General features: G+C 34.3%; 18 protein-coding genes. 10 read left to right on the forward strand and 8 right to left on the reverse strand.

The window, feature by feature from the left end; all coding sequences use genetic code 11:
* The first annotated feature begins 4 nt into the window (after positions 1-4).
* The 6 genes from DMB68_RS05640 (at position 5) to galA (ending at position 10,095) form a co-directional block, all read left to right on the forward strand.
* Positions 5-1,813 (forward strand): type VI secretion system Vgr family protein, encoded by a 1,809-nt coding sequence (locus DMB68_RS05640; RefSeq protein WP_110345653.1) that lies wholly within the window; start codon positions 5-7, stop codon positions 1,811-1,813.
* 10 nt (positions 1,814-1,823) lie between these two features.
* Complete coding sequence (locus DMB68_RS05645; protein WP_110345654.1) at positions 1,824-2,159, forward strand: hypothetical protein; 336 nt, start codon at positions 1,824-1,826, stop codon at positions 2,157-2,159.
* A 4-nt stretch (positions 2,160-2,163) separates the two neighbouring features.
* Complete coding sequence (locus DMB68_RS05650) at positions 2,164-4,590, forward strand: HET-C-related protein (protein ID WP_110345655.1); 2,427 nt, start codon at positions 2,164-2,166, stop codon at positions 4,588-4,590.
* Positions 4,587-5,375: a DUF7738 domain-containing protein gene (locus DMB68_RS05655; RefSeq protein WP_110345656.1), complete on the forward strand. Its 789-nt coding sequence runs from the start codon at positions 4,587-4,589 to the stop codon at positions 5,373-5,375. The genes DMB68_RS05650 and DMB68_RS05655 overlap by 4 nt, the downstream gene beginning before the upstream one ends.
* Positions 5,376-5,498: 123 nt before the next feature.
* The gene (locus tag DMB68_RS05660) at positions 5,499-7,091 is read left to right on the forward strand and encodes a family 43 glycosylhydrolase (protein ID WP_110345657.1); all 1,593 of its coding nucleotides are present in this window, start codon (positions 5,499-5,501) and stop codon (positions 7,089-7,091) included.
* Positions 7,092-7,272: 181 nt separating this feature from the next.
* Positions 7,273-10,095 carry a beta-galactosidase GalA gene (gene galA / locus DMB68_RS05665; RefSeq protein ID WP_110345658.1) on the forward strand — a complete coding sequence of 941 codons (2,823 nt, stop codon included), beginning with the start codon at positions 7,273-7,275 and terminating at the stop codon, positions 10,093-10,095.
* 59 nt (positions 10,096-10,154) lie between these two features.
* Here galA and DMB68_RS05670 read toward each other — a convergent pair whose 3' ends face one another.
* Together DMB68_RS05670 and DMB68_RS05675 are read right to left on the reverse strand one after the other, a co-directional pair.
* The gene (locus DMB68_RS05670) at positions 10,155-11,135 is read right to left on the reverse strand and encodes an SMP-30/gluconolactonase/LRE family protein (protein ID WP_110345659.1); all 981 of its coding nucleotides are present in this window, start codon (positions 11,133-11,135) and stop codon (positions 10,155-10,157) included.
* 100 nt (positions 11,136-11,235) lie between these two features.
* On the reverse strand, positions 11,236-11,823 hold the full coding sequence (locus DMB68_RS05675) for a Crp/Fnr family transcriptional regulator (RefSeq protein WP_110346363.1): 588 nt from the start codon (positions 11,821-11,823) through the stop codon (positions 11,236-11,238).
* Positions 11,824-11,947: 124 nt separating this feature from the next.
* On the opposite strand from DMB68_RS05675, the gene DMB68_RS05680 reads away from it, so the two are divergent.
* Positions 11,948-12,817: a helix-turn-helix domain-containing protein gene (locus tag DMB68_RS05680; RefSeq protein WP_110345660.1), complete on the forward strand. Its 870-nt coding sequence runs from the start codon at positions 11,948-11,950 to the stop codon at positions 12,815-12,817.
* A 188-nt stretch (positions 12,818-13,005) separates the two neighbouring features.
* The gene (locus DMB68_RS05685; RefSeq protein ID WP_110345661.1) at positions 13,006-13,410 is read left to right on the forward strand and encodes a cupin domain-containing protein; all 405 of its coding nucleotides are present in this window, start codon (positions 13,006-13,008) and stop codon (positions 13,408-13,410) included.
* 191 nt (positions 13,411-13,601) lie between these two features.
* Here the strand turns inward: DMB68_RS05685 and DMB68_RS05695 are convergent, their stop codons facing one another.
* The 6 genes from DMB68_RS05695 to DMB68_RS05720 form a co-directional block, all read right to left on the reverse strand.
* On the reverse strand, positions 13,602-14,000 hold the full coding sequence (locus tag DMB68_RS05695) for a hypothetical protein (protein WP_110345662.1): 399 nt from the start codon (positions 13,998-14,000) through the stop codon (positions 13,602-13,604).
* Between the two features lie 76 nt (positions 14,001-14,076).
* Entirely contained in the window at positions 14,077-15,447 is a 1,371-nt protein-coding gene (locus DMB68_RS05700) for a GH1 family beta-glucosidase (protein WP_110345663.1), read from the reverse strand.
* Positions 15,448-15,647: 200 nt separating this feature from the next.
* The gene (locus DMB68_RS05705) at positions 15,648-17,255 is read right to left on the reverse strand and encodes a L,D-transpeptidase family protein (protein ID WP_110345664.1); all 1,608 of its coding nucleotides are present in this window, start codon (positions 17,253-17,255) and stop codon (positions 15,648-15,650) included.
* A 256-nt stretch (positions 17,256-17,511) separates the two neighbouring features.
* Positions 17,512-17,805 carry a DUF3861 domain-containing protein gene (locus DMB68_RS05710; RefSeq protein WP_110345665.1) on the reverse strand — a complete coding sequence of 98 codons (294 nt, stop codon included), beginning with the start codon at positions 17,803-17,805 and terminating at the stop codon, positions 17,512-17,514.
* A 15-nt stretch (positions 17,806-17,820) separates the two neighbouring features.
* Complete coding sequence (locus DMB68_RS05715) at positions 17,821-18,549, reverse strand: LytR/AlgR family response regulator transcription factor (protein WP_231131588.1); 729 nt, start codon at positions 18,547-18,549, stop codon at positions 17,821-17,823.
* 2 nt (positions 18,550-18,551) lie between these two features.
* Positions 18,552-19,595, reverse strand: coding sequence for a sensor histidine kinase (locus DMB68_RS05720; protein ID WP_110345667.1), 1,044 nt, complete (start codon positions 19,593-19,595; stop codon positions 18,552-18,554).
* 267 nt (positions 19,596-19,862) lie between these two features.
* Here DMB68_RS05720 and DMB68_RS05725 point away from each other — a divergent pair, with 267 nt between their 5' ends.
* Together DMB68_RS05725 and DMB68_RS05730 are read left to right on the forward strand one after the other, a co-directional pair.
* The gene (locus tag DMB68_RS05725) at positions 19,863-21,023 is read left to right on the forward strand and encodes an efflux RND transporter periplasmic adaptor subunit (RefSeq protein WP_110345668.1); all 1,161 of its coding nucleotides are present in this window, start codon (positions 19,863-19,865) and stop codon (positions 21,021-21,023) included.
* A 6-nt stretch (positions 21,024-21,029) separates the two neighbouring features.
* Complete coding sequence (locus DMB68_RS05730; RefSeq protein WP_110345669.1) at positions 21,030-24,197, forward strand: efflux RND transporter permease subunit; 3,168 nt, start codon at positions 21,030-21,032, stop codon at positions 24,195-24,197.
* Positions 24,198-24,207: the final 10 nt, after the last annotated feature.

Genomic DNA, 24,207 nt, shown 5'->3' on the forward strand with positions numbered 1-24,207 from the left:
ACTTATGGGACATTTTTCAGAACAGGTACATATCAGCATTGGGAGTTTTAACCAAAACGTTATTTATCATAATTTAGAGCTGTCACAAAAGATGGCAGATCACCATCATTTTTCTTTTGTATGGCAATATACAGGCAAAGCAATCATCAATCCGGCTGATCAGGCAAAAGCATTGCGAACCTATCTTGGGGATGAAGTTATTTTTACCTTTAAAAGTCTTACCGGAATCCGGTTGATGAGCAAAGGAATCATAACAGAACTCTCTTCTATAGATCTCCACGGCAGTGCAGAAGGATTGCATGTAAAAGGAATTAGCCACAGTATCGTTCTGGATGATATGAAAAAATCAAGAACCTATCAGCAAAGAGGAATGAATGATATCGTATTGGATATTTTAGCAGAAGGACCTGGAGAATTCTATGAAAGAGATGCTATAAAATCCACTTATCTTCAGGAGTTCAAATACATGGCTCAGTACAATGAAACCAATTTTGATTTCTTAAAACGATTGGCCAGACGTTATGGCCAATGGTTCTATTTTGACGGAATGCGAATGCAGTTCGGACAAACCAAAACCAGTAAAATAAAACTTATCAACGGATCTTCGCTGCATGGTTTTAAAATACAGACCAATATGGCTTCTCATAAAATTTCTTTGGGAGGGTATGATTACAACGGAGCTACAAATATTCGTAATTCCTCAGCAAGAACCTCTTCAGGAAGTAAAGACAGTTTCTCTGCCGTTGTGGGACACAATCAGGGAACCGTTACTCAAAACGACCTTAATAATGGAGCTTATACCACCAATGCCCAAAGCAGTGAAGAAATAGAAGAAATGGTCAAACTGCAAACAGCAGGCAGCGACGCCAATAGTGTGTATTACAGTGGAACCTCTTATTTTCCGTTAGGACTTGGACAGGTTTTCAGCATCGTAAACCAAACTGTAGAACACGAACTGATTGTAACAGAAGTGACACATCTTTCGCAAGTTCATGGAAACTATGCCTGTAATTTCAAAGCCATTCCGGCAGACGTTGCAGCACCACATTTTACAGACGTAAATGTATTTGCGAAAGCTGAAACACAGCCAGCCAAAGTGAAAGACAACAACGATCCGGAAGGATTAGGGCGTGTAAAAGTACAGTTCAACTGGGCAGGCGGAAACAATTCAAGTGAGTGGATTCGAATGATACAGCCACATTCAGGATCAGGAAAAGGATTTTACTTTATTCCCGAAATCGGTGAAGAGGTTTTGGTAGGCTTTGAGGGAAACAATGCCCAGAATCCGTATGTTTTAGGAACACAATACAATGGAAGTGCTACCAGCGGTTATGCAGATAGTAAGAATAATGTAAAGGCAATTCATACTAGAAGTGGACATATTCTAAAATTTACTGAAGACGAAAGTATCATTATCACAGATAAAATTGGTAATGAAATTCAGTTCGATACGATTGATGGCAATATTAATATCACTGCTCCAAAAAATATAACCATGAATGCTTCCAATATTGTTATGAATGCTTCTGAAAATATTAGTACCACTGCAGGAATGAGTATTACAGAAAGTGCGGGAACTGATAAATTTACTTCCGTGGGAATGTTACATACTACTACAGTAGGAGGAGATAGCCTGCTAAATGTTACTGGAAGTCATTCTGAATTTATCGAAGGAGACTTACATTCGGAAACTAAAAAAGAACGAAAAACTGTAAGTGAAGGTGAAATTGCTTCTCATAGCACAGAAAAATATAAAATACATTCGGAAAAAGGAATTGAGAAAAACAGTACTGAAAATACCAATCAGAATTAATAGGAGTACTATGAAAGCAATTCACGGAATAACAATAATGGAGATAGAAGATAACCCATATATGTTTTGCAATCTTAAAAATAATGCAGTCTATATTATAAAGGACAATAATGTAACTTATAAGGACCCTTTTGGTAACTCTATGTCAAATACCTTCAGACAAATAAGAATTAATGGTAAATCTTTTGAATTAAATTCTTATAGAGAAGAGGTTCGCTTACAAGATGGAAAAACCATAATACTTTTACCTAAAGAAGACATTCAGTATCTGGCCAACAAAACATTTTTTAATGATGAGCAATCAAAAATTATAGATTTTCTAACCAATACAATAATCCCGCAATAAAAGTATGTCAAGAACAAGATACGTAAAAGGGAATATCACCGAGATAACAGGTGGTAATAACACTATATATGCTAAGAACGGAATTAAATTTTTTTCGGAGAAAAGAATAGAAATCTCAGCACCTGAAACAAAGTATGGAGAACCTGAAAAATATGTTCCTCCTCCAATTAAAATTGTAGAAAGTCAATACAAACTCGAAAGCCAATATGGTCATGAACAATTAGTTTTCTTAGCCAAACAATTAGGCGAATTTCCTTTTATGATTTTTATGATTATTGTTTTTGGCGAGGAAATTGAAGCAAGTGCATTGAGTAAGTTATATAGAGGACTTAGTGACGGTTCTATTAAAGCTCCGGAAATTGTAGTTACAAAAGTTCCACACAAAGGAAGAAAAGCTAATTATAGTAATTATGAAAAAAAGATACTAGTATGGGAACATTTTATTGATATGGCAGTAAAAGACAATGATACAAGAGCAGAATTAATGGCAGCTTTGGTAGAAGAGTATGGACATCATATTGATAACTTATTAAGAACAGAACTCGCAACTAAAGGGATTGAAGATACCGATTATATAGACGAAGGAGCTAAGTTTGCGTATGCCTTGTTTAGTTTTGATATTTTTAAAGAAACGCAGCTTTGTTTTGCAAAAGCAAAGACTCCTAACTTTGCAGGAGATCTTATTATAGACTTCTCTGAATTACATACGCAATTAAAAGAATATGTAAACGAAGACAAACAATATGATGCCAACCCTAAAGAAGACAAAGAGGGGTTTGGTGCCGGCTTTGAGGCTGGTATGCACGGAGGTATTGAAAGAGAGGCTTTACAAGAAATGGTTAGATATAGAAAACTAACTGAATTAGAAGTAAAACAAATCTACTATGGAAACTGGCTTCGTGATTATTCCCAGATTATATTAGAAAGTACTATCAGACTGGAAAAAGCAGATGTTGACAAAATCAAACAGAGCGGAATAAAACATCTAAACAGTTTGCTGAAAATGAATCCGTATAAACTATCTCAAGATGGCCTGGTAAAGCTTTTGGAAATATTAGCTGCTAAAGAATTTGTTTTCGGTTCAAATAAATTTACTCATAATTATCAGGATCATGTAAAGGTTTTTAGAAAAAACTACGGAAGTCTTACCAAAGATATTTTGGGGATATACCGTCCTGAAGAACACATCGACAACCCGAAAGGATTAGAAGATTTTAGCAGTCTTAGTATTTCTTTTCAATATGAATATTCAAAAGGAAATTTTACCACCAAGAAACTTTATGCAGGAGAAAGTCCCAAATCTTTATTGGTAAACGAACTTAATGTTAAAAACTACATAGCTACAAAAGGGGAAACAGATCCTCAAAGACCTACATCTGATACTTATATGTTTCAACAGCTAAAAATGGCAGTTCAATATGGCAGGAACAAAGATGGCTTCAGGCATTTAGGGGCAGCTTTTCATGTGCTCGAAGATTTTTTTTCGCACACTAATTTTGTAGAATTATCGTTAATAAAAGCAGGAAGTTTGTTGCTCGATAAAAATAAAAATAATGCTTTAGGAAAAGAACTGTTGCTGGTTTATCCTTGGGTAGAAGGCAAACAGGGCGCAGATTATAGCACAATACCTCTAATAACGGGTAAATTTTTACTGGATGATACTATGGCAAGTGTATTGCCCAAAGTAGGAGATAAAATGTTTCCTGTCGGTATACAGGATTATGAACAAAGAAAACCTGGAGACAGAACTTTTCAGGATGCTTTTATACTCACCACCTTGGAAGATTTGTCTACCGGTCAACAATCAGATGGTTTGGAGGAAAATTCTACTTATAAAGGTGTGAAGACTTCAGATATACTTAATATGTATAAAAATTATTTAAGACTTATTGATGCCAAATCAGCAGCAGTAGAATATACCGGCTGGTTAGGCAGAACAATAGACAGAGGACTAAGTTATATGGGAGATTCGTTAGCGACGTTTAATAATATAGCATACAACTTGCTTTTAGGTTCTGCAGATGACGATATAAAAGTAGAACAAACAGAAAACAGTAATAAAAATTACGGTACCGACCCAACCCATACCCAGGTAGCCAAAGATGCCCTTAATCATCCGCTTAATCCTTTGGCATCTGAACTTGCCAAAATAGCAGTAAAAGATGTAGCCACAAGAATTTTGGATATTTGGAAGACAGGCAGTGATCCAACTGGGGAAGAACTTGCCAAATATGTAATAAACAAATACACCTTACATCCTGTATACCAAATTACGGATTGGGCTAATGAAACGGTTAACAAATGGATTGATGAAAATGATACTATTATTCCAAGACTCCAAAGTGCTACTGTATATGAACATGCTGAACAGGTTACTCAAAGAGCCATAAGTAATAAAAAAGTGCAGGAAATTTTAAATTATTTTAAATGAAACAATTCGCAATCTTAATATTGAGCAGCATACTTATGCAATGCCAAACTTCAAAAAAAGAAACAATGCCAAAAACCGATTTTTATATCAGCGAACATACTATCACCTATAAAAGCAAAGAATTACCTTTTGGCAAATCGGTAGCCGAATGGGTAAAAATTTTTGGAAAATATGATAGAATATTTCAAACTAGTGTCTATATATGGGACGATATAGGAATTTATGTTTCCGAATCCGATAAAGATAATAGTATTGATGAACTCCATATTTTCTTTATGAACTTAGACAGTCCTTTGGGACAGAAGGGAAAACTTGAAGAAGCTAAAGGAAGAGTATCCGTTGCATTTATAAAAGAAAAAGATAAAAATGTAGACTGGCTTGAAGAAGAATATAAAAAAGAAAAATATGAAAGGATAGAAGAAAGAAATACCACAGGCTCAGACGCACCAAAAAATTTCATTTATCCCTTTAAAATTTTCTCAAAATCTCTAAATATTGAAGGAGCAGAAGTAAAAGCAGGTATGAAAGTATCAGACATTAATAAAAAAAGAGAAACGGCAGATTTACCAGTCATTAAATATTATGATGCTGATATGAATTCGAAAAATGAAGATGGTTCTCTCACTACGTTATCCAATGGTTATTTTACGACTTTTAATGGTTTCGATAATGACAAAGAACGATCAAAAGCTGATTTTTATAATATCATGTATCGGCAGACAGAAGGCGAAATAGAATACATCCGTATTGTGCATGATAAAGGGCAGGAATATTTTAAGTTTTGATTTTTTAGACAGGATAGTTTAATAACATGTTTTAATTACATTTAAACAGTTTAAAAATCTATTGTTTAAAATATGCTATATGACTTATTCATAATTAAGGCATTTAATCTAAAAAATAAGAACATGAAAATTAAAAAAACATACTCTGTTTTAATGATGACTATTTTGGCTTTAAGTATCATTATGAATGTTAATGCACAAAAAGACAACATCAAGAATGATATTTTTTGGAATACTAAAGACGGAAAACCATTAAATAGTCAGGGAGGTGGTATTTTTAAATTTTCAAAACCCGTTGCAGGAGTACAAAAATATTACTGGTACGGTGTTCAGTATGAAGAAGCGGATATCTACAGAAATGCTCCACATATCACTTTGCCGAATGCTACATTTAAATCGGTTACCTGTTATAGTTCTACAGATTTAGTTAATTGGACATTTGAAGGAGATGTTGTAACCAAAGACGATGTGAATAAGTCAGGTAAAACATGGGTAGGGCGTTTAGGTGTTACTTATATTAAGGAAATGAATAAGTATGCCATGTTTGTTCAGCATGGTAATGAAGTATTGATTATGCTTTCGGATTCCCCAACAGGACAATTTAGCTGGCATCAGAAAATCAATATGGAAAAAATGATTGGAACGAGTAATACCGGAGATCAGACTGTATTTACTGACGAAGATACCGGAAAATCGTATTTAATTTATTCTTACGGAAAAGGAAGGAATAAAATATATGTTTCAGAAATTGGTATTAAGGAGGGCAAAGTAAATCTTTTAGACTGTACTCAGATTTTTAAGGGAGAAAGCCGTGAAGGGAACTGTATGTTTAAGTATCAAAACAAATACTACATGTTCGCTTCAAATATTTATGGCTGGGACGCATCTTTTGCTTATTATCTGATTGCTGATGACATCAGAGGACCTTATTTACCTGCTAATGATATGTTGGTTACGAATGGAGCTTCAGAAGATTTTGCCCATATTTCACAAACCGGTTTTTTCTTTTCTGTAAAAGGAAGCAAGCAGGAAACCATACTATATTGTGGAGATCGTTGGGCTGATTTTGCAGGCAATGGATTAGGATATAATCAATGGTGTCCTCTTTCGTTTGATGGAAAAACACCTTATTTTAATTCACTTAATTCGTGGAATATTAATGCCAAAACAGGAGAGTGGAAAGTCGCCAAAGATAATGATTATGTTAAAAACGGTAGCTTTGAAGCAGATCGCAGACATATCCCAAGTCCTGTAAAACCGATACAAATTGAATTGACGGGATGGACAAACGAAGTTATTGAAGGAAATAAAATAAGTTTAGACACTGTTACTTCACCTGTTATTAATTATTTCAATACTGAAATTGACAGAAAGATTGTTATTGGCGAAAAAAGTTTAAATATTAGCGATAAGATTTATTTTAAACGAAAAACATCTCAAACGATTATTTCATCTTCTTATGTAAAACTCGAAGATGGCTTATATACGCTTACAGCTAAAGTTAAGAATACCAAAGGTTTTAAAAGCTTAGAAATGTATGCTTTTAGCAATGGTAAAAAACTTCAATACGATTTCAAAGAAGAGAATGCATCATGGAAAACAATTTTGATAAAAAACATTCCTGTTAAGGCCGGGAAAATTGAAATTGGTTTTATGACTGAAGGAACACCAAATGCTTCCTGTGAGGTTGATGATGTTACGCTGGTTAGAAAATAAGAAAACTAGTTGGTTATAATTGGAAACAGGTGTCAGGCTGAGCGGAGTCGATGCCCTTTACAATTAGAAGCCTCTATATATCTAAATTCATTAAACTTTGATAAAATACTATTAATTCCGGTTGTCCAAAAAGGGTATATTTATAAACTTTACACGACTATCAAATTAACCGGAATTATTTATGAAATCTATTGCTCTTAATCGATTTTTTCTCAGTATTATTTTTTTAATATCTCTGTATACTTCAGCGCAAAAGCAGGCTGAACGAGATTTAATTTTAATTGATAAGGACTGGCGCTTTTCTTTCGGTCATTTATACGATACCCAGAAAGATTTTAACCATGCAACAGGTTATTTTTCGTATTTAACCAAAACCGGATTTGGTGATGGTCCTGCTGCGCAAAATTTTGATGACCGTGCCTGGAGAAAATTAGATCTTCCGCATGATTGGGCAGTTGAACAGCCTTTCAGTGAAAAAGGAAGCTTCAGCCACGGATTTAAAACTGCCGGAAAAGGTTTTCCAGAAAAAAGTATAGGCTGGTACCGAAAAAAAATCAATATTCCTGATAGCGATAAAGGTCGGATCATCTCTTTAAAATTTGATGGGGTTTTTAGAAATTCAAAAGTATTTTTCAACGGCTATTTTCTAGGAACAGAAGAAAGCGGCTATAACGGATTTGAATACGATGTTACGGCTTATGTAAATTATGGAGGCGAAAACACGGTTGTAGTGCGTGCTGATGCTTCGATGGAAGAAGGCTGGTTTTATGAAGGAGCCGGAATTTACAGACATGTGTATCTGAAAAAAACAAATCCAATTCATGTAATTGCAAACGGAAGCTATGTAACCTCCGAAATAAAAGAAAACAATGCTGAAGTTACCGCTGAAGTCTCTGTTGAAAATAAAGGGAATTATAAAGGTCAAATTGAAATTCTTCAAAGTGTTATAGATGCTGATGGAAAACAAATTGCAAACATTTCCCAAAATGTTATTGCTCCGGATTTTTATAAAACGTCCAGTTACAGTTCGAAATTACAAGTCAATAATCCATTATTGTGGGATATTGAAAATCCGAATTTATATCGTTTAATAACTGAAATTAAGCAGGAAGGAAAATTAATTGACCGCTATGAAACTTCTTTCGGAATCCGTACAATTAAGTTTGATGCTGAAAAAGGTTTTTTCCTTAACGGAAAATCATTAAAACTAAAAGGAACCAACAATCATCAGGATCATGCCGGAATTGGTACAGCTTTACCAAATGAACTGCAGTATTACCGAATCAAAAAGCTGAAAGAAATGGGATCGAATGCCTATCGTTGCTCGCATCATCCGCCAACACCGGAATTGCTTGACGCCTGTGATAAACTCGGAATGCTGGTTATTGATGAGACCCGTTTGATGGGAATTAATGATTATCACCTAAATGATTTGAAACGGATGATGGAGCGTGATCGTAATCATCCGAGTATTTTTTGCTGGTCTGTAGGAAATGAAGAATGGAATATCGAAGGCGGTATTGTTGGTGAACGCATTACAAATGTGATGCAGGGATTTACAAAAAATATTGACCCTACAAGACCTGTTACGGTTGGAATAAGCAGTGGTTTTAAAAGCGGAATATCGTCTGTGGTCGAAATTATGGGTTATAATTACCTTGGTAACGGTGATATTGATGCGCATCGAAATCAATTCAAACAACAGCCGGGAATGGGCACAGAAGAAGGTTCTACGTTTGCAACACGCGGTATTTATTTTGATGATGAAGCCAAACATTATAAAAGTGCTTATGACAAAAAACCACGCCCAACATTTTACAGCATCGAAGAAGGCTGGAAATTTTATGCTGAAAGACCTTATTTAGCCGGAATGTTTATTTGGACAGGATTTGATTATCGTGGCGAACCTACGCCTTATGGCTGGCCATCTGTTACCTCTTATTTTGGAATGATGGATGTTTGCGGTTTCCCGAAAGACAATGTTTATTATTTAAAATCATGGTGGGGAGACAAACCGGTTTTACACATTATGCCACACTGGAACTGGAGTGGAAAAGAAGGCAAAGAAATAGATGTCTGGATACATTCAAATTGCGATGAAGTAGAACTTTTTCTGAACAAAAAAAGTCTTGGTAAAAAGAAAATGGAATTGAACAGCCATTTAGAATGGAAAGTAAAATATGCACCAGGAACTCTTGAAGCAATTGGTTATAAAAACGGCAAAAAAGCACTTTTAGAAACTCAAAAAACTACTGATGTTGCTCAAAATATAAAGCTTTCTGCTGATCAGGAAAACCAGGTTAATGCAAATGTTGTAGTTGTGAGCGTTGAAACCACAGACAAAAAGGGATTGCATGTACCAACAGCGAATCATGAAATTACATTTTCAGTAAAAGGAGGAAAGATTTTGGGTGTTGGAAACGGGAATCCGACTTCTTTAGAAAAGGATCAATTCATTGATGCAGTTGAACTTGTTCCGATTACGAATTTTGAAGAAAAGAAATTAGCCTCAGCAAATGCTTCAAACTTAATATCGTCTGATGATAACAACTGGAAAGAAGCCTTTAAAGACCGTGATTATAAAAATCAGGCTCCGTCGTATGTGTATCGTGGTAAATTTGAATTAAGTAACAATTTAAGTACAAATACCGTTAATTTCTTTTATAAAAAAATAGGTACTGATGCAGTTGTTTTTGTAAACGGAAATAAAATTGCTGCCAGTGTAGAAGATAATCAAAAGTATGTTTTGACCAGCAATGTTTTAAAGCAGGGAACAAATACCATTCAGATTATTGCACCGCCTTTGCAAAAAGTAAAAGACTGGGATGTTATGAATACAGACCCTGGAATTATTCAGGTGATTACAACGGCTGAGGCATGGAAAAGAAAGCTTTTTAACGGATATGCTCAGATTATCATCCAAAAAGACGAAAATGCTGCTGAAGTAGTTTTATCGGCTGCGGCCAATGGATTAAATACAGGAACTTTAGTTATGAAAAAATAATTTAAGGTTTCAAGTTTTTAGTTTACTAAACGTGAAACTTGAAACCTTAAACAAAAAACTTAATTTACCCTTTGAATTGCATAAGATGACTGGCTCTTATCTCCTGATAATAATTTACCTAATTTAGAGCTAATAACATACACATTGCCGTCTGTTGCCAAAGCAGCAGTGGTTGGGAATTCATCTTTTCCAATGTTGGTTTCATTTATTTTAGTTGCACTCGACCAATTGTTTGTGCTGCTAAAAGTATACGTTTTGCCTAATCCTAAACCATTTTCTACAATAACCAAATTATTGTTTTTGTCTAATTCTATTCCGTCGGGAGCGTTAAATGTTGTCCCCGTCACTTCTGTAATGTTTTCAGGATCAGTAAGGGATATTTTCAACAATTTAGAAGTATCTGTTTTAACTGCGAGTAAATAGTCGTCGGGGTGAAAAACAATTCCGTTTAAACCAAATTCATTTGGTTTTGGCTGAAATAAAGTGTTTTCTCTAAATACGGAAGCATTGTAATTAGTATCAAGTTTATAAATAATCGGAGAAAAAGAATCGGTAATATAAATGTTTCCGTTTTTATCAACCGCAATATCATTCGGGCAGGAACCTGCATTTGGGGTAAAATTCTTTAGATCAACTTCTTTTATTAATTCACCTGAGGCAAGATTAAAAATACTGACAGTCGCTATAGTTCCTGCGCTTCCTGTGGTACTTTTTTGCGAAATTCCCAAATCGGCATTGGCTACTATGAGTCGATTACGAATTTCGTCAGTGTACACTCCTGTTGGTAAAACCAGTTTACTGCTTGTAGCAAAAACAGAAAATTCGCCTTTTGGATTCATTGCATAAATAGCTCCTTTCTGTAGGGAACTCAATAAGAATTTTTGGTTTTTGAAATCGTAATCAATTCCTTCAGGATAAAGACCTGAATCTGTAATGATATATTTACTTTTAAGGGAAACGGAAGTTTCTCCGGATTTTTTCTCGCTGTCACAAGCTATAAAAAGAAGCGAAAATGCTGAAATCAAAATTGTAGTTTTCATTTTTATTAATTTAAATTATTTGTCGGTATTGACTATGCAAAACTGGGACAGAATAGGGGAAATAAAAATGAACTGGTTTAGGAAATAGAGTTGAACCAGTTTAACTTTTTGAAATTTTACGATTGCGTATTTTACTTAAATACTCGGTACTGAAACCTAAATAAGAGGCTAATGCATATTGAGGGACGCGTTTAGCAATTGCTGAATATTTGCTCATAAACTCATCATAGCGTTCTTCAGCGGTTTTGGTTAAATTCGATAAAAGTCTTTTTTGATGAAAAGCTAATGACCGCTGCGTAATGATGCGTTCAAATTTTTCAAGTTTCGGAATCTCTTTCAAAAATTTTTGCTCGTCTTCGTATTCAATCTGAATGAGAACTGAATCTTCGAGCGCTTCTACAAACAATGTGGCAGGTTCCTGATAAATCAGACTGCTATAATCTGAAATCCACCAGTCTTCGATTGCAAAAGAAAGTGTGTGTTCTTTTCCAACATTATCGACCAGATAACCTCTGAAAGCACCTTTAACAACATAACTTTTATGTCTGCATACAAAACCGGGCTGTACAATAAATTGCCTTTTTTTTACTTTAGTTATTTTTAAAAAGGTAACCAGATGCTTTTTTTCGTCATCAGTTAAATCAACGTATCTGGAAATATAATCTATTACAGGCTGTAAATCTTTCATATAGCAAAGATAAAGTGTAAATTTTAATTTCGATAAAAAACAAATTCCAAATTGAACAACAGTGAAAATTGAAATTGAATTTTGAAATTTATTATTTTTTGTTTGATTTTCATAACTTTGCAAAATGAATAATGAAACAGAAAGTCAGAATTGCGATTTTACTTCAGATTTAAAGCTGAAAGGCTTTAAAGTGTATCAAATAAATGGAGATTTGAGTAAGATTCCGGTTTATAGTCGTAGAGACTTTTATAAAATTTGTATTAACACCAGTAAAAGTATTATACAATATGCTGACCGCGGAATAGAAACTGATGGTACAATTCTGTTTTTTGGTAATCCGATTATACCTTATTCCTGGGAAATAGTTTCTGGTGAACATGAAGGATATGCTTGTGTTTTCACGGAAGAATTTTTGAGAGCAAAAGATCGTTCAGATGCACTTCATGAATCACCTTTATTTAAAATAGAGGGGACTCCAATTTTTTCTTTATGTACTGAACAAAAGAACTTTATAGATTCTTTATTTCAGAAAATGATAAAAGAATATCAAACAGATTATGTTTTTAAAGATGATTTGATGCGTAGTTATATTAATCTGATTATTCATGAATCAATGAAGATGCAGCCTTCAGAAAATTTTTTCAAACATAAAAATGCTTCATCAAGAATTACCTCTTTATTTTTAGAACTTTTGGAAAGACAATTTCCAGTTGAAACAAAAGATCAGCCTCTTGCCTTGAAAACACCGCAGGATTACGCTCAAAGCCTTTCTGTACATGTAAACCATCTTAATCGTTCGGTTAAAGAAATTACCGGAAAATCGACCACAGCACATATTACCGAAAGAATTATAGGAGAAGCAAAAGCATTGTTGCAGCATACAAACTGGAGTATTGCCGATATTGGGTATTCTCTCGGATTTGAATATCCAAGCTATTTCAATAATTACTTTAAAAGACTTACCGGAACAATTCCTAAATCTTTAAGAATGTAAATTGTTTCAAATTCATAATTTTTTGTTTGAATATTGTTATTTCCGGAAAGCATAGTTGATTTAATTTTGCTTTTAAATTACAGTATTGATCATTTATCAGTTTTAACAGACTAAATAAACTTCTTAAGCATATTCTTCGCTTTTCTAATTTAGTCTTTAGATTATAATTAACTTAAAAACAACTAATTATGTCATTAAATTATTCACCTATTATTGAAGAAGGAAAAGTATCAAATAGCTTTATGACCGGCGAAGTATCTTATAAGAAACAGTCCAGCGATATTCATCCTGAAAATACTATGATTAAAGAAGTTGCGTTTGAGCCTTGCGCAAGAAGTAACTGGCATAGTAATGTGAGCCTGCAATTACTTATTGTAACAAGCGGTACAGGTTATTATCAGGAAAAAGGCAACGCAATACGATTGCTTCATAAGGATGAAGTGGTTACAATTTTGCCGGGAGTTGAACATTGGTATGGAGCTACTCCGTTTAGAAAATTTTCATACATCGCTATCATCACAGAAATTGACAAAGGTCATGGTAAATGGCTAGATAGTGTAAGCGATGATGAATATTATAGTTTCGGAAAGTAGGCTGTAAATGAGTCTGAAATAATATGGAAACAAAAACATAAAAGCTTTAGGTGCAGAAGCAGCTGAAGGACTCTTAAATATGCTTGATATTAAAAGGAGAAGCGTTCAGTCTCATGATATTGAAATTGAAATTTTATATTGTTGAATTGCCATTCTGATTTACATTCTGTCAGATATGAATGGCACGGAACTTATGGTCGTTCTTTCGATTCATTTGAGTCTGTTTCCATTTTTTCTATTTCAACCTTTTCTTTTTTAATGGTTTGTCTCAATAGAGCAAAAAGACTCATATAAATATTAGCCAAAAAAACAAGTGAAAAGCCAGCGATAAAATAGCCTCTCCAGTCTGTTATTAATAGCTTAAAGTCGCAAAAAAATATAAAAAACAGTGTGATGTAATGGCTAAAGCAATACTCACAGGTAAAGAGATAGAAAAATTTTCTATTTAAAAATTTCTTGTTGTTTTGAGAACGATTCACACACCATTCTCTGGGCTCACGAAATACTTCTTCATGAGTAACAGTCCAACTGATGCATGCAATGGGAACAGCGAGGATAAATAACCAGAAGATTTGTGTTGTAGTATCCATTCATCCTTAATTTAAACATTTGATACTAATTTAAGGATGAATGATATTGATTGTCTTATATAATTTAAGTGCTAAATTATATAATTTCTTTACTATGTTCTAAAAAATCCCTAAACCAGATTCCGGATTGTTTGATAGTCCTTTTTTGTGTTTCAAAGTCAATATGAACTAATCCAAACCTTGCGTTATATCCTTCAGCCCATTCAAAATTATCTGTAAGGCTCCATACAAAATAGCCATCAGCTTTACATCCATCTTGTTTTGCTTTAAGTAATTGCTCTAAATGATCTTGTATATAATGAGTTCGCTTAATGTCATATATTTTTCCGTTTGTAACAATGTCAGGAAATGCAGCACCGTTTTCGGTAATTATAATTTTTTTAATTCCTTCATAAGAATTAAATTTTTGAAGTATATGATAAAGTGCAGGAGGATAAATTTCCCAACCCATTTCTGTCGATATAACATTTCTTTTTTCGACACTTACTAACTCGGCGCCAATATACGGAGTGAGTAAGGATGATTTGACAATTTCGCGTGTATAACACTGAAGTCCTATAAAATCAAAATCAAAAGCTAAATTGGCGAGATCATCGCCCTGAATATAATTATTAAGTTTTTTAAGAACCGGAAGATCCTCCTGTGGATATCCAAGTCCTAAAATAGGTTCTATAAAAGTTCTGTTTAATAACGTATCAACGCGTTTAGCTGCCTGGATATCTGAAGGTTTATCCGTGAATGGTTCAATATGGGTACAGGAAAAAGTAGTACCAATATTAGCATCAGGTATGTTATGTCTCAGTTTTTTTGCACCAGCTGTCGTAGCTAACGTTACATGATGTATAGCTTTTAGATAATTGGTTATACCTTTTTTTCCGGGAGCATGAATGCCAAGAAAATAACCAGCTCCTGTAAAAACAGAAGGCTCATTTATAACCATCCAGTTTTTTACCCGGTCGCCAAAATGTTGTGCACATACTTCTGCATATTCTGAAAACCAGGAGGCACATTCTCTGTTTGTCCATCCACCTTTTATTTCGAGAGCATGTGGCAAATCCCAATGATAAAGTGTAACCCAAGGTTCAATTTTACATTCCAGTAAAAAATCTATTATTTTATTGTAATAATCTATTCCCGCCTGATTGACAGGATGAATACCGGCCGGCATAATGCGTGACCAGCTAATAGAAAACCTGAAGTTCGGAATATTAAGTTCTCTTATTAAATGGATATCATCTTTATAGCAATTATAAAAATCGCATGCATTTATAGCATGATGGCCATTTTTTATCTTACCTTTTTGACTGGTAAAAACATCCCATATCGATGGGCCTTTTCCGTCAGCATCATGAGCACCTTCTATTTGAAAAGCCGCAGTCGAAACACCCCATAAAAAATCTGAACCAAATTGGTCCTTGTTTAAAAATGACTTCTCTAATTTATTCATTCAGATGTACTTTCCTTTATTTTGAAAATTAATGAATGAATGAAGAGTGCATTGCTCTTAGAAAAAGCCATTCTTTGAATGAAACCAGAAATTTTAAGCTGAAGAATTTCATAATATTTGTTTTATTCAAAATAAGAAAACAAATATAAATTTACAGTAATCTAAATGTTATCAAATAGTTAACTATTTTTTAAACATTGCTATTTGAAAGAGATGTCTTTCGGAAACATAATTTTACCTAAATCAGCATCACGGTCATACACATCCGGAAAGAAATTAATTTCTCCTTCTCTGTTAACCCAGGCCGTAAAATATCCAATATAAATAGGTATTTTTTTTGTCAGCATACAAGTAGTTTCTTTTTCACCGTTCATAGCATTATTTATTTTATCAACTGTCCAGTCAGGATAATTTTTTAACATAGCAATTGCCAATTCTTTTGCTTTCATTACATTGATACAGCCATGACTAAATATACGTTTTTCGAATGTAAATAAACTTTTGGCAGGGGAGTCGTGCAGATAAATATCATTTGGATTAGGGAACATAAATTTAACTAATCCCAATGAGTTTTTTGGACCGGGTTTTTGTCTGACCCTTCCATTATTCCATTCCATATTATGATCTGCCAAATAGTTTTTATCTTCAGCCATTTTCAACTTTAATTCATTATTGATGATACTCGTCGGTACATTCCAATAGGGACTAAAGACGATTCGGTCAATCTTACCGCTAAAAATAACGGTTTTGGTTAATGGTGTTCCGATAAAAACGTTTGATACCAAATCATAATTTCCATTTCTTACATAATACAACATAAATGAGGGAATGTTAACCATAATATATTCATCACCCTTTTCAAGAGTTGGAGGAATCCATCGGCAGCGTTCCATGTTTAGCATAATTGTTTTTATGCGATTACTTATGGGTTCATTCATTTGTTTTATATGATCTTCCATTATTTTATAATTTAATGTCAGACCGTATCGTTGTTTGTATTTTAAAATTCCGGCCATTAATTCCTCATCATAAACATTGCTTTTAGAATCTTTTTGCAAATCACCAATTACGAAAAGACGCTGTCTGATTTGAGCTATAGTATTTGAAGTATCATCTGGTCGTAAATCTTTATAAGGAGAATTTATGCTGATAGGTGTCCATGTATTATTTTTTTCTATTATTCTGTACTTTTTTAAAAATTCATGTAGTTTATAATACTGGCTAAAAAGCACTTCATTATTTTTATCCATTAACCTGGGATTCATCACTATTGAATCTAATAAAGATTCATAAGATATCTTTTTCTTAGGTAAAAACCATCCGATATCCGTTACTGTTTTTGCATCAATTCCCTCATAAACATGCTTCGCATAAATGATATACATTGAGCTAATGAATATTTCAGTATCAGATTCTGAGAATTTTTCATCAGGGTTTTCTTCATCAAAAATTTCGTCAATTTTATTTTTATAAGGTAAATTTATTTGGACACCCTCATCGCTGATCAGATTCAGTTTATGATATAATAAATGTCCAAATTCATTGATTTCATTACCTCCATACCAAATTGATTTATATGATTTACTCTTATAAAGTGCGGTAACTTCAGTCTGATATTTTTTCAGTTCAGGATATTTTTTGAAAAAAGCAATTAAAATGGCATTGTCGATAAGCGGAGCGCTATACTTGTTGGAATTAGAAATTTCTTCAATACTATTTTTAAAAAAAGTATAATTGTTTGAAAATGTTAATGAAGAAATTAAAAAGCAAACAATAAAAAAAACTGAGCGGAGCGTAAAATTTTTCATTTTTTTCTCTTTTAAGAATTACAATAAAAACTTATATCGTTAAAATGATTTGGGGAGTATTTTACTATATCAAATTTAAGAAAAATAAGATAATATTAGTATAATGGCAGCTATAAATAAAATACCAAATAAAGTTTACTACGGATATTATCGCACTATTAGAGGAATAAAAAACAACAATTACTAAAGAGATATAAAGTGAGCTTTATTATATTTGATATAAAAAAAAAGTCTCAATCACTTGAGACGTTTAACTTTATAAGCTTTTCAACTTTTTCATGAAGACAGGAAACACTTGATTTATTTCATCAAAAAGAGGATTCTTTCGATGTTTTAGTTTTATCTCCCCAAATAATTTTAAGCCCAGAGCAAATTGTGTTGCTTCAGATTCATTGTCAAATAATTTTTTAGCTTTTATTCTTTCTATAATGCTAAAAATTTCATCGTGGTTTTCAAATTCAATTCCAAGTTCTTTTGCGGGCTTTGTTTCGCCGTTTGCATATTCTTTTAGACTTAATGTGAGATAATATTTATTTGATCTTTTTTCCATTTTATTTAATTATAATTATTTAAGCCATTTTTCAACAATGGTTCTAAATGCTTCTTTGTATTGTTCACCAACCGTAATTTCAGTTTTTCCAATAAAGATGGAGTTTTTACTGATCGCATTTATTTTATCAAGTGAAACGATAAATGACCGGTGAATTCTCATAAATTTCGCCGAGGGTAATTTTTCTTCTAATGCTTTTAATGAAATCAGGGAGAGAACAGGTTTTTGAGAATCAATAAGATGCACTCTTACATAGTCTTTTAAGCTTTCGATATATAAAACATCTTTCAGTGAAATTCGTACCCATTGATATTCAACTTTTAAGAAAAAAAACTCATCATCTGCAGCAATGGGCTGGTAGTGATTTGAAGCTTCTTCACTTATTTGAAGCACTTTGTTGGCAGCACGTAAAAATTCTTCGTAACTAAAAGGTTTTAAAAGATAATCGACTGCATTAACCTTATAACCTTCTATTGCATAATGATTGTATGCGGTTGTAAAAACTATTTTTGGTGTTGACCCTTGATGTTCCTGTAAAAGTCTGGCCAGTTCCATTCCGGTAAGATTGGGCATATTAATGTCCAGGAAGACAAGGTCCGGCTGTTTTTCTTTAATCAAACTCATTGCTTCAACAGCATTATCACAGCTTGCTGTCAATTCCAGAAATGGCGTCTGTCCAATAAAGGTTTCGACCAGTTTTAAAGCGAGTGGTTCATCATCGACGGCTATACATTTTAATACCATGATTATGCTAAATTTATTTTCAGTTTTACATTGTATTTACCATTTTGGGCAATACCGGCTTCTAAAGTATGTTTGTGCGGATAAATTAAGTGAAGTCTTCTTTTAGTATTGGTTAAACCAATTCCGCCTACATCTGATACAGCAGATTTTTCGAAATACGTATTCTCTACCTCAAATTCAAGATTGCTTCCATTTTGTCTGAGTTTGATATAAATTTCACTTTTGTCAGTTGCATGAATTCCGTGTTTAAAAGCATTTTCTACTAAAGGTAATAATAACATCGGAACAATTGGGTAATCGTGTATTTTTTCGGGAATGTCTGTTGTAATTGTTAGTTTGCTATTGGCACGAAGTTTCATAAGGGCGATAAAGTCCTTCATAAAATCAGCTTCTTTAAGCAATGTGGTTGTTTCTTCTGTACTGTAAAGGAGATATCGCATCATTCGGCTTAAAGTATGAAGCGCATTTCTGGAATCTTCGATATCAGTATAAGTAAGCGAATAAATACTGTTTAGGGAATTGAAGAAAAAGTGCGGATTAATCTGTGCTTTAAGCATAGCCAGTTCTGCTACTGTTTTATCTTGTTCCAGTTTTTGTTTATGCTGTGCGGCTTTTTGCCAGTATTGTAACATCGCCCAGCTCGTGCTGATTCCTAAAACCAATAAAGTGAGCATTAAAACATAATTGTCAAAATAAGGATTTCGGTATTTTTTAAAACCTAAAACCAAACTGACTTTGGCATGAAGATCTGTTTGTGAAGTATAACAATAAGCAATAACCTGCATCACAAAAACCGTAAGAAAAGCCCAGACTAAAAACGGAGAAGTATTGTCTTTTATAATGGTTTTTGGAACTATGATTTTGGCATTAGAATAAAAAATGATGATGAGTAAAATCAATACAATAATCTGCCAAAGCCAAAATACTCCCGGAAGAATTACATTCCACGCTAAAGGGATATAAAACAGCATAATAAAACCTAATAGCAGCCAGCTCAAGATATGAAGTCCGGTAAAATAATAAGGTCTGTATAGGTTTGATGCCATGATAAATTTGTTATTTAGGGACAATATTACATTTTATTTAAATACAATTCCGGACCAATCGCTCAAAATCGGTTTGGAGTCCTTAAAAACCATTTCAGAGCCGATAAGACTAGAATTAAACACTTGTTTAATTTATTAAAAATACTCATCGGGTCTCAGGTTGTCTCTATCGATTATCTTTTGCTGTTCGTCTATTTGAAAAATTTTGCCTGAACTGTTTTAGTTACTTTGTTCCTTAATAAATAGATAATCTCATATTTCATCAAAATGAATAAGCAATCTTTTTTAAGCATTCTTGCTGCATCTGTTATCATCGCTTCATGCGGAAATAAAAATGATAAATCTGCTCAGGCTGGTGGCGCTCCACAAGTTAAGGAATATAAAACGTTGACTTTAGAGTCTAAATCAGCAACCTTATACACTGATTTCCCTGCCACTATTCAGGGACAGCAAAATATAGAAATTCGTCCAAGAGTAGAAGGTTACATAGATAAGATATTTGTAGATGAAGGTGCTGTTGTAAAAGCAGGACAGCCTTTATTTAAAATCAGTGCACCGGAATATGAGCAGGCAGTTCGTACCGCTTCTGCAAGCATAAAAAGCGCTCAGGCAGAAGTAAGTACAGCAAAATTGGCTGTGAATAAAGTTAAGCCTTTAGTAGACAAAGGAATCATCAGTAAATATGAGCTGGAATCTGCGCAATATACTTATGAGTCTGCAATGGCAAGTTTAGCTCAGGCCAATGCAGCTTTAGTCAATGCCAGAGTTAATTTAGGATATACAACGGTTACAAGTCCTGTGAGTGGGGTTGTCGGTTCAATACCTTTCCGTTTAGGAAGTTTGGTAAGTTCAAATACTACTGAACCAATGACAACCGTTTCGAGCATCGGAAATGTATATGCCTATTTTGCTTTGAATGAAAAAATGCTCCTAAACTTTACTCAGGAAAACTCCGGAGCATCAATAGCACAAAAAATAAAAAAAATGCCTGAAGTAACTTTAGTACTTTCTGATGGAACTACTTATGACGAAAAGGGAAGGATTGAAACCGTAAACGGATTAATTAATACAGAAACCGGTACAGTAAATATCAGAGCGCGTTTTCCTAATCCAAAAGGAATTATCAGAAGCGGAAGCAGTACCACTGTGAGGATTCCAAATGTAATTAAAGAAGGAATCATTGTTCCGCAGAGTGCCACATTCGAATTACAGGATAAAATTTTTGCAGTTACAGTGGGTAAAGACGGAAAAACGAAAAACGTCAATATTACCAAACTTGAAAATACAGCGGGCAATTATTATGTGGTAACAAGCGGATTAAAAACCGGAGATCAAATTGTGCTTGAAGGAGTTGCTTCACTTAAGGACGGATCTGAAATTAAAGCGAATAATGTGAGTGCAGAAACAGTTTATGCCGATTTAAAATAAGAAAAAATGTTTAAAATATTTATACAAAGACCTGTTCTTTCGACAGTAATATCTGTTATTATTGTCATTCTGGGCGTTTTAGGCCTTGTTGAGCTGCCTATTTCCCAATATCCGGATATTGCTCCCCCTACGGTAAATGTTTCAGCAAGTTATACGGGTGCCAATGCAGATGTGGTTTTGAAAAGTATTGTGATTCCGCTGGAAGAGCAAATTAATGGTGTAGAAAACATGACTTACATGACATCTACAGCAACCAATGATGGAAACGCTTCTATCAAAATTTATTTTAAAGTAGGAACAAATCCTGATTTAGCAGCGGTAAACGTTCAGAACAGGGTTTCGAGAGCGACCAGTTTATTACCTGTAGAGGTAACTCAGGCAGGTGTTACGGTAACCAAGAGTCAGAGTAGTAACTTGTTGATTTTCTCTTTATACAGCGATGATAAGGCTTATGATCAGACTTTCCTTCAAAATTATGCTAAAATCAATCTTGTGCCTCAGATTCAGCGTGTCGTTGGTGTGGGGGATGTAACTGTTTTTGGTGCCAAAGATTATTCGATGAGAATCTGGTTGAAACCAGACGTAATGCAGCAATACAAACTGATTCCAAGTGATATTTCGGCAGCTTTGGCTGAGCAAAATATTGAAGCAGCACCAGGTAAATTTGGTGAAAACGGAAATCAGGCTTTTCAATATGTAATTAAATACAAAGGACGTTTGGCCAGCGAAAAAGAGTTTGGTGATATTATCATTAAATCGGTTGGAAACGGACAAATGTTACGATTAAAAGATGTAGCAAAAGTAGAATTAGGATCTCTAAGTTACGCTTCTACCATTAAAACAAACGGTGTAGAATCTGCGGCAATGGCCATCAGCCAGACGCCGGGTTCGAATGCACGTGATGTAATCATCAATTCTAAAAAACTGATTGAAGAAGCAGCAAAGAATTTTCCAAAAGGGATGAAATATACCATTATGGTGGATGTTAACGAAAACCTGGATGCTTCTATCGAAAAAGTAATTCATACATTGATTGAAGCTTTTATTCTGGTTTTCATAGTAGTATTTATATTCCTTCAGGATTTTAGGTCGACATTAATTCCGGCCATTGCGGTTCCGGTTGCGATTGTGGGTACGTTTTTCTTCCTGAATTTATTCGGATTTACGATCAACTTATTAACGCTTTTTGCGATGGTTCTGGCTATTGGTATTGTCGTCGATGACGCGATTGTGGTTGTGGAGGCAGTACACGCCAAACTCGATCACGGTTATAAATCAGCTAAAAAAGCGACGATTCATGCGATGGACGAAATTTCGGGTGCGATTATTTCGATTACGCTTGTAATGGCTGCAGTATTTATTCCGGTAACGTTTATTACAGGATCTACAGGGGTTTTCTACAAACAGTTTGGTATTACGTTGGCAGTTGCGATTATTCTTTCGGCAGTAAATGCATTGACTTTAAGTCCTGCTTTGTGTGCTTTATTATTAAAACCTCATGCAGATGATCACAAACACAAAAGTTTTCTGCAAAGATTTTACACTTCTTTTAACGTTGCTTTTGACAATGTAACAGGAAGATACAAACGTTCGGTTGAATTTCTTTCCTTTAAAAAATGGATTGTTTTAGCCTCAATTTTGATTGCTGGTCTTGCTTTATTTTATATGATGAAAACAACTCCATCAGCTTTCGTACCTGCGGAAGATCAGGGAACTGTTTTCGCCAATATTAGTTTGCCACCGTCAGCTTCTATGGAACGTTCTGACGTAATTGCTAAAAGAGTAGATAGCATTGCCAAAACGATTCCGGGTGTAAAAAATACGCTTCGTATTGTGGGACAGAATTTTACAGCAGGAGCGGGTAGTGCTTACAGTATGGTAATTGTAAAATTGAAACCCTGGGGGGAACGTGATTTGAGTGTTGACGATGTTATCGGACAGCTTTTTGCTAAAACAAGCGGTATTCGCGAAGCCAGTATTTTCTTTATTTCACCGCCGACTATTCAGGGTTTCGGGCAAAGTGGCGGATTCGAATTTCAATTACAGGATAAAGGAGGTCATACAACGGCTGAATTCTTTAAAGTAAATCAGGAATTTTTAGCCAAATTAGCCGAGCGTCCGGAAATTCAATATGCAACAACACCTTTTAATCCAGGTTTCCCGCAATATATGATGGATGTGAATCTGGCAAAAGCCAAAGATGCCGGAGTTTCTGTAAATACTATTTTATCTACAATGCAAGGATATTATGGAGGATTGTATGCTTCTAACTTTAACAAATTCGGAAAACAATATCGCGTAATGGTTCAGGCAGCTCCTGAATTTAGAGCGAATACAGAAGGTTTAAATAAAATCTTTGTTCGTAACAGCGCAGGAACAATGGCGCCAATTACAGAGTTTGTAAAAATGACAAGGGTTTTTGGACCAGAATCGATTTCGAGATTTAACTTATTTACGTCGATTTCTATTACAGGAGCTCCCAATCCGGGATTTAGTTCCGGAGATGCCATTAAAGCAATTCAGGAAGTGGCTGCAGAGAATCTTCCGGCAGGTTATGGATATGAATTCTCAGGGTTAACGCGTGAGGAATTAGCTTCTGGAGGTGAAACGATTTTTATTTTCATTCTGTGTTTGGTTTTCGTGTATTTCTTGTTGAGTGCACAGTATGAAAGTTATATTCTTCCATTTGCGGTATTATTCTCAATTCCGTTTGGATTGGCAGGAGCGTATTTGTTCTCGATTATTTTCAAATTGAATAGTAACATTTATCTCCAGATTTCCTTAATCATGCTGATCGGACTTTTAGCGAAGAATGGTATTTTGATTGTCGAATTTGCCTTAGACAGAAGACGAAAAGGTCTGCCAATTGTACAAGCTGCAATTGAAGGTGCGGTAGCGCGTTTGAGACCAATTTTAATGACTTCTTTCGCTTTTATTTTGGGGTTAGTTCCGTTAATGTTTGCTACTGGTGCAGGAGCTGTAGGAAATAAATCGATTGGTACAGGAGCTGTAGGAGGAATGTTGATTGGAACCATTTTGGGAGTATTCGTTATTCCGGTATTGTTTATCATTTTCCAGACTTTACAGGAAAAAGTAAGTGGGCCAGCCAAAGAAAATTACGATGACGAAGATGATGAGGACGAAATACAATTAATAGAAGCTCATAAAGAGTAATAATTTAATT

It is taken from the genome of Flavobacterium hydrophilum, from assembly GCF_003202405.1.
In the GTDB taxonomy this organism is placed as follows: domain Bacteria; phylum Bacteroidota; class Bacteroidia; order Flavobacteriales; family Flavobacteriaceae; genus Flavobacterium; species Flavobacterium hydrophilum.

What these genes read in the sequence shown, in the direction of transcription:
- DMB68_RS05640 (WP_110345653.1), top strand. Translation starts at nt 5, where the DNA reads ATGGGACATTTTTCAGAACAGGTACATATCAGCATTGGGAGTTTTAAC.
- DMB68_RS05645 (WP_110345654.1), top strand. Translation starts at nt 1,824, where the DNA reads ATGAAAGCAATTCACGGAATAACAATAATGGAGATAGAAGATAACCCA.
- DMB68_RS05650 (WP_110345655.1), top strand. Translation starts at nt 2,164, where the DNA reads ATGTCAAGAACAAGATACGTAAAAGGGAATATCACCGAGATAACAGGT.
- DMB68_RS05655 (WP_110345656.1), top strand. Translation starts at nt 4,587, where the DNA reads ATGAAACAATTCGCAATCTTAATATTGAGCAGCATACTTATGCAATGC.
- DMB68_RS05660 (WP_110345657.1), top strand. Translation starts at nt 5,499, where the DNA reads ATGAAAATTAAAAAAACATACTCTGTTTTAATGATGACTATTTTGGCT.
- galA (WP_110345658.1), top strand. Translation starts at nt 7,273, where the DNA reads ATGAAATCTATTGCTCTTAATCGATTTTTTCTCAGTATTATTTTTTTA.
- DMB68_RS05670 (WP_110345659.1), bottom strand. Translation starts at nt 11,135, where the DNA reads ATGAAAACTACAATTTTGATTTCAGCATTTTCGCTTCTTTTTATAGCT.
- DMB68_RS05675 (WP_110346363.1), bottom strand. Translation starts at nt 11,823, where the DNA reads ATGAAAGATTTACAGCCTGTAATAGATTATATTTCCAGATACGTTGAT.
- DMB68_RS05680 (WP_110345660.1), top strand. Translation starts at nt 11,948, where the DNA reads ATGAATAATGAAACAGAAAGTCAGAATTGCGATTTTACTTCAGATTTA.
- DMB68_RS05685 (WP_110345661.1), top strand. Translation starts at nt 13,006, where the DNA reads ATGTCATTAAATTATTCACCTATTATTGAAGAAGGAAAAGTATCAAAT.
- DMB68_RS05695 (WP_110345662.1), bottom strand. Translation starts at nt 14,000, where the DNA reads ATGGATACTACAACACAAATCTTCTGGTTATTTATCCTCGCTGTTCCC.
- DMB68_RS05700 (WP_110345663.1), bottom strand. Translation starts at nt 15,447, where the DNA reads ATGAATAAATTAGAGAAGTCATTTTTAAACAAGGACCAATTTGGTTCA.
- DMB68_RS05705 (WP_110345664.1), bottom strand. Translation starts at nt 17,255, where the DNA reads ATGAAAAATTTTACGCTCCGCTCAGTTTTTTTTATTGTTTGCTTTTTA.
- DMB68_RS05710 (WP_110345665.1), bottom strand. Translation starts at nt 17,805, where the DNA reads ATGGAAAAAAGATCAAATAAATATTATCTCACATTAAGTCTAAAAGAA.
- DMB68_RS05715 (WP_231131588.1), bottom strand. Translation starts at nt 18,549, where the DNA reads ATGGTATTAAAATGTATAGCCGTCGATGATGAACCACTCGCTTTAAAA.
- DMB68_RS05720 (WP_110345667.1), bottom strand. Translation starts at nt 19,595, where the DNA reads ATGGCATCAAACCTATACAGACCTTATTATTTTACCGGACTTCATATC.
- DMB68_RS05725 (WP_110345668.1), top strand. Translation starts at nt 19,863, where the DNA reads ATGAATAAGCAATCTTTTTTAAGCATTCTTGCTGCATCTGTTATCATC.
- DMB68_RS05730 (WP_110345669.1), top strand. Translation starts at nt 21,030, where the DNA reads ATGTTTAAAATATTTATACAAAGACCTGTTCTTTCGACAGTAATATCT.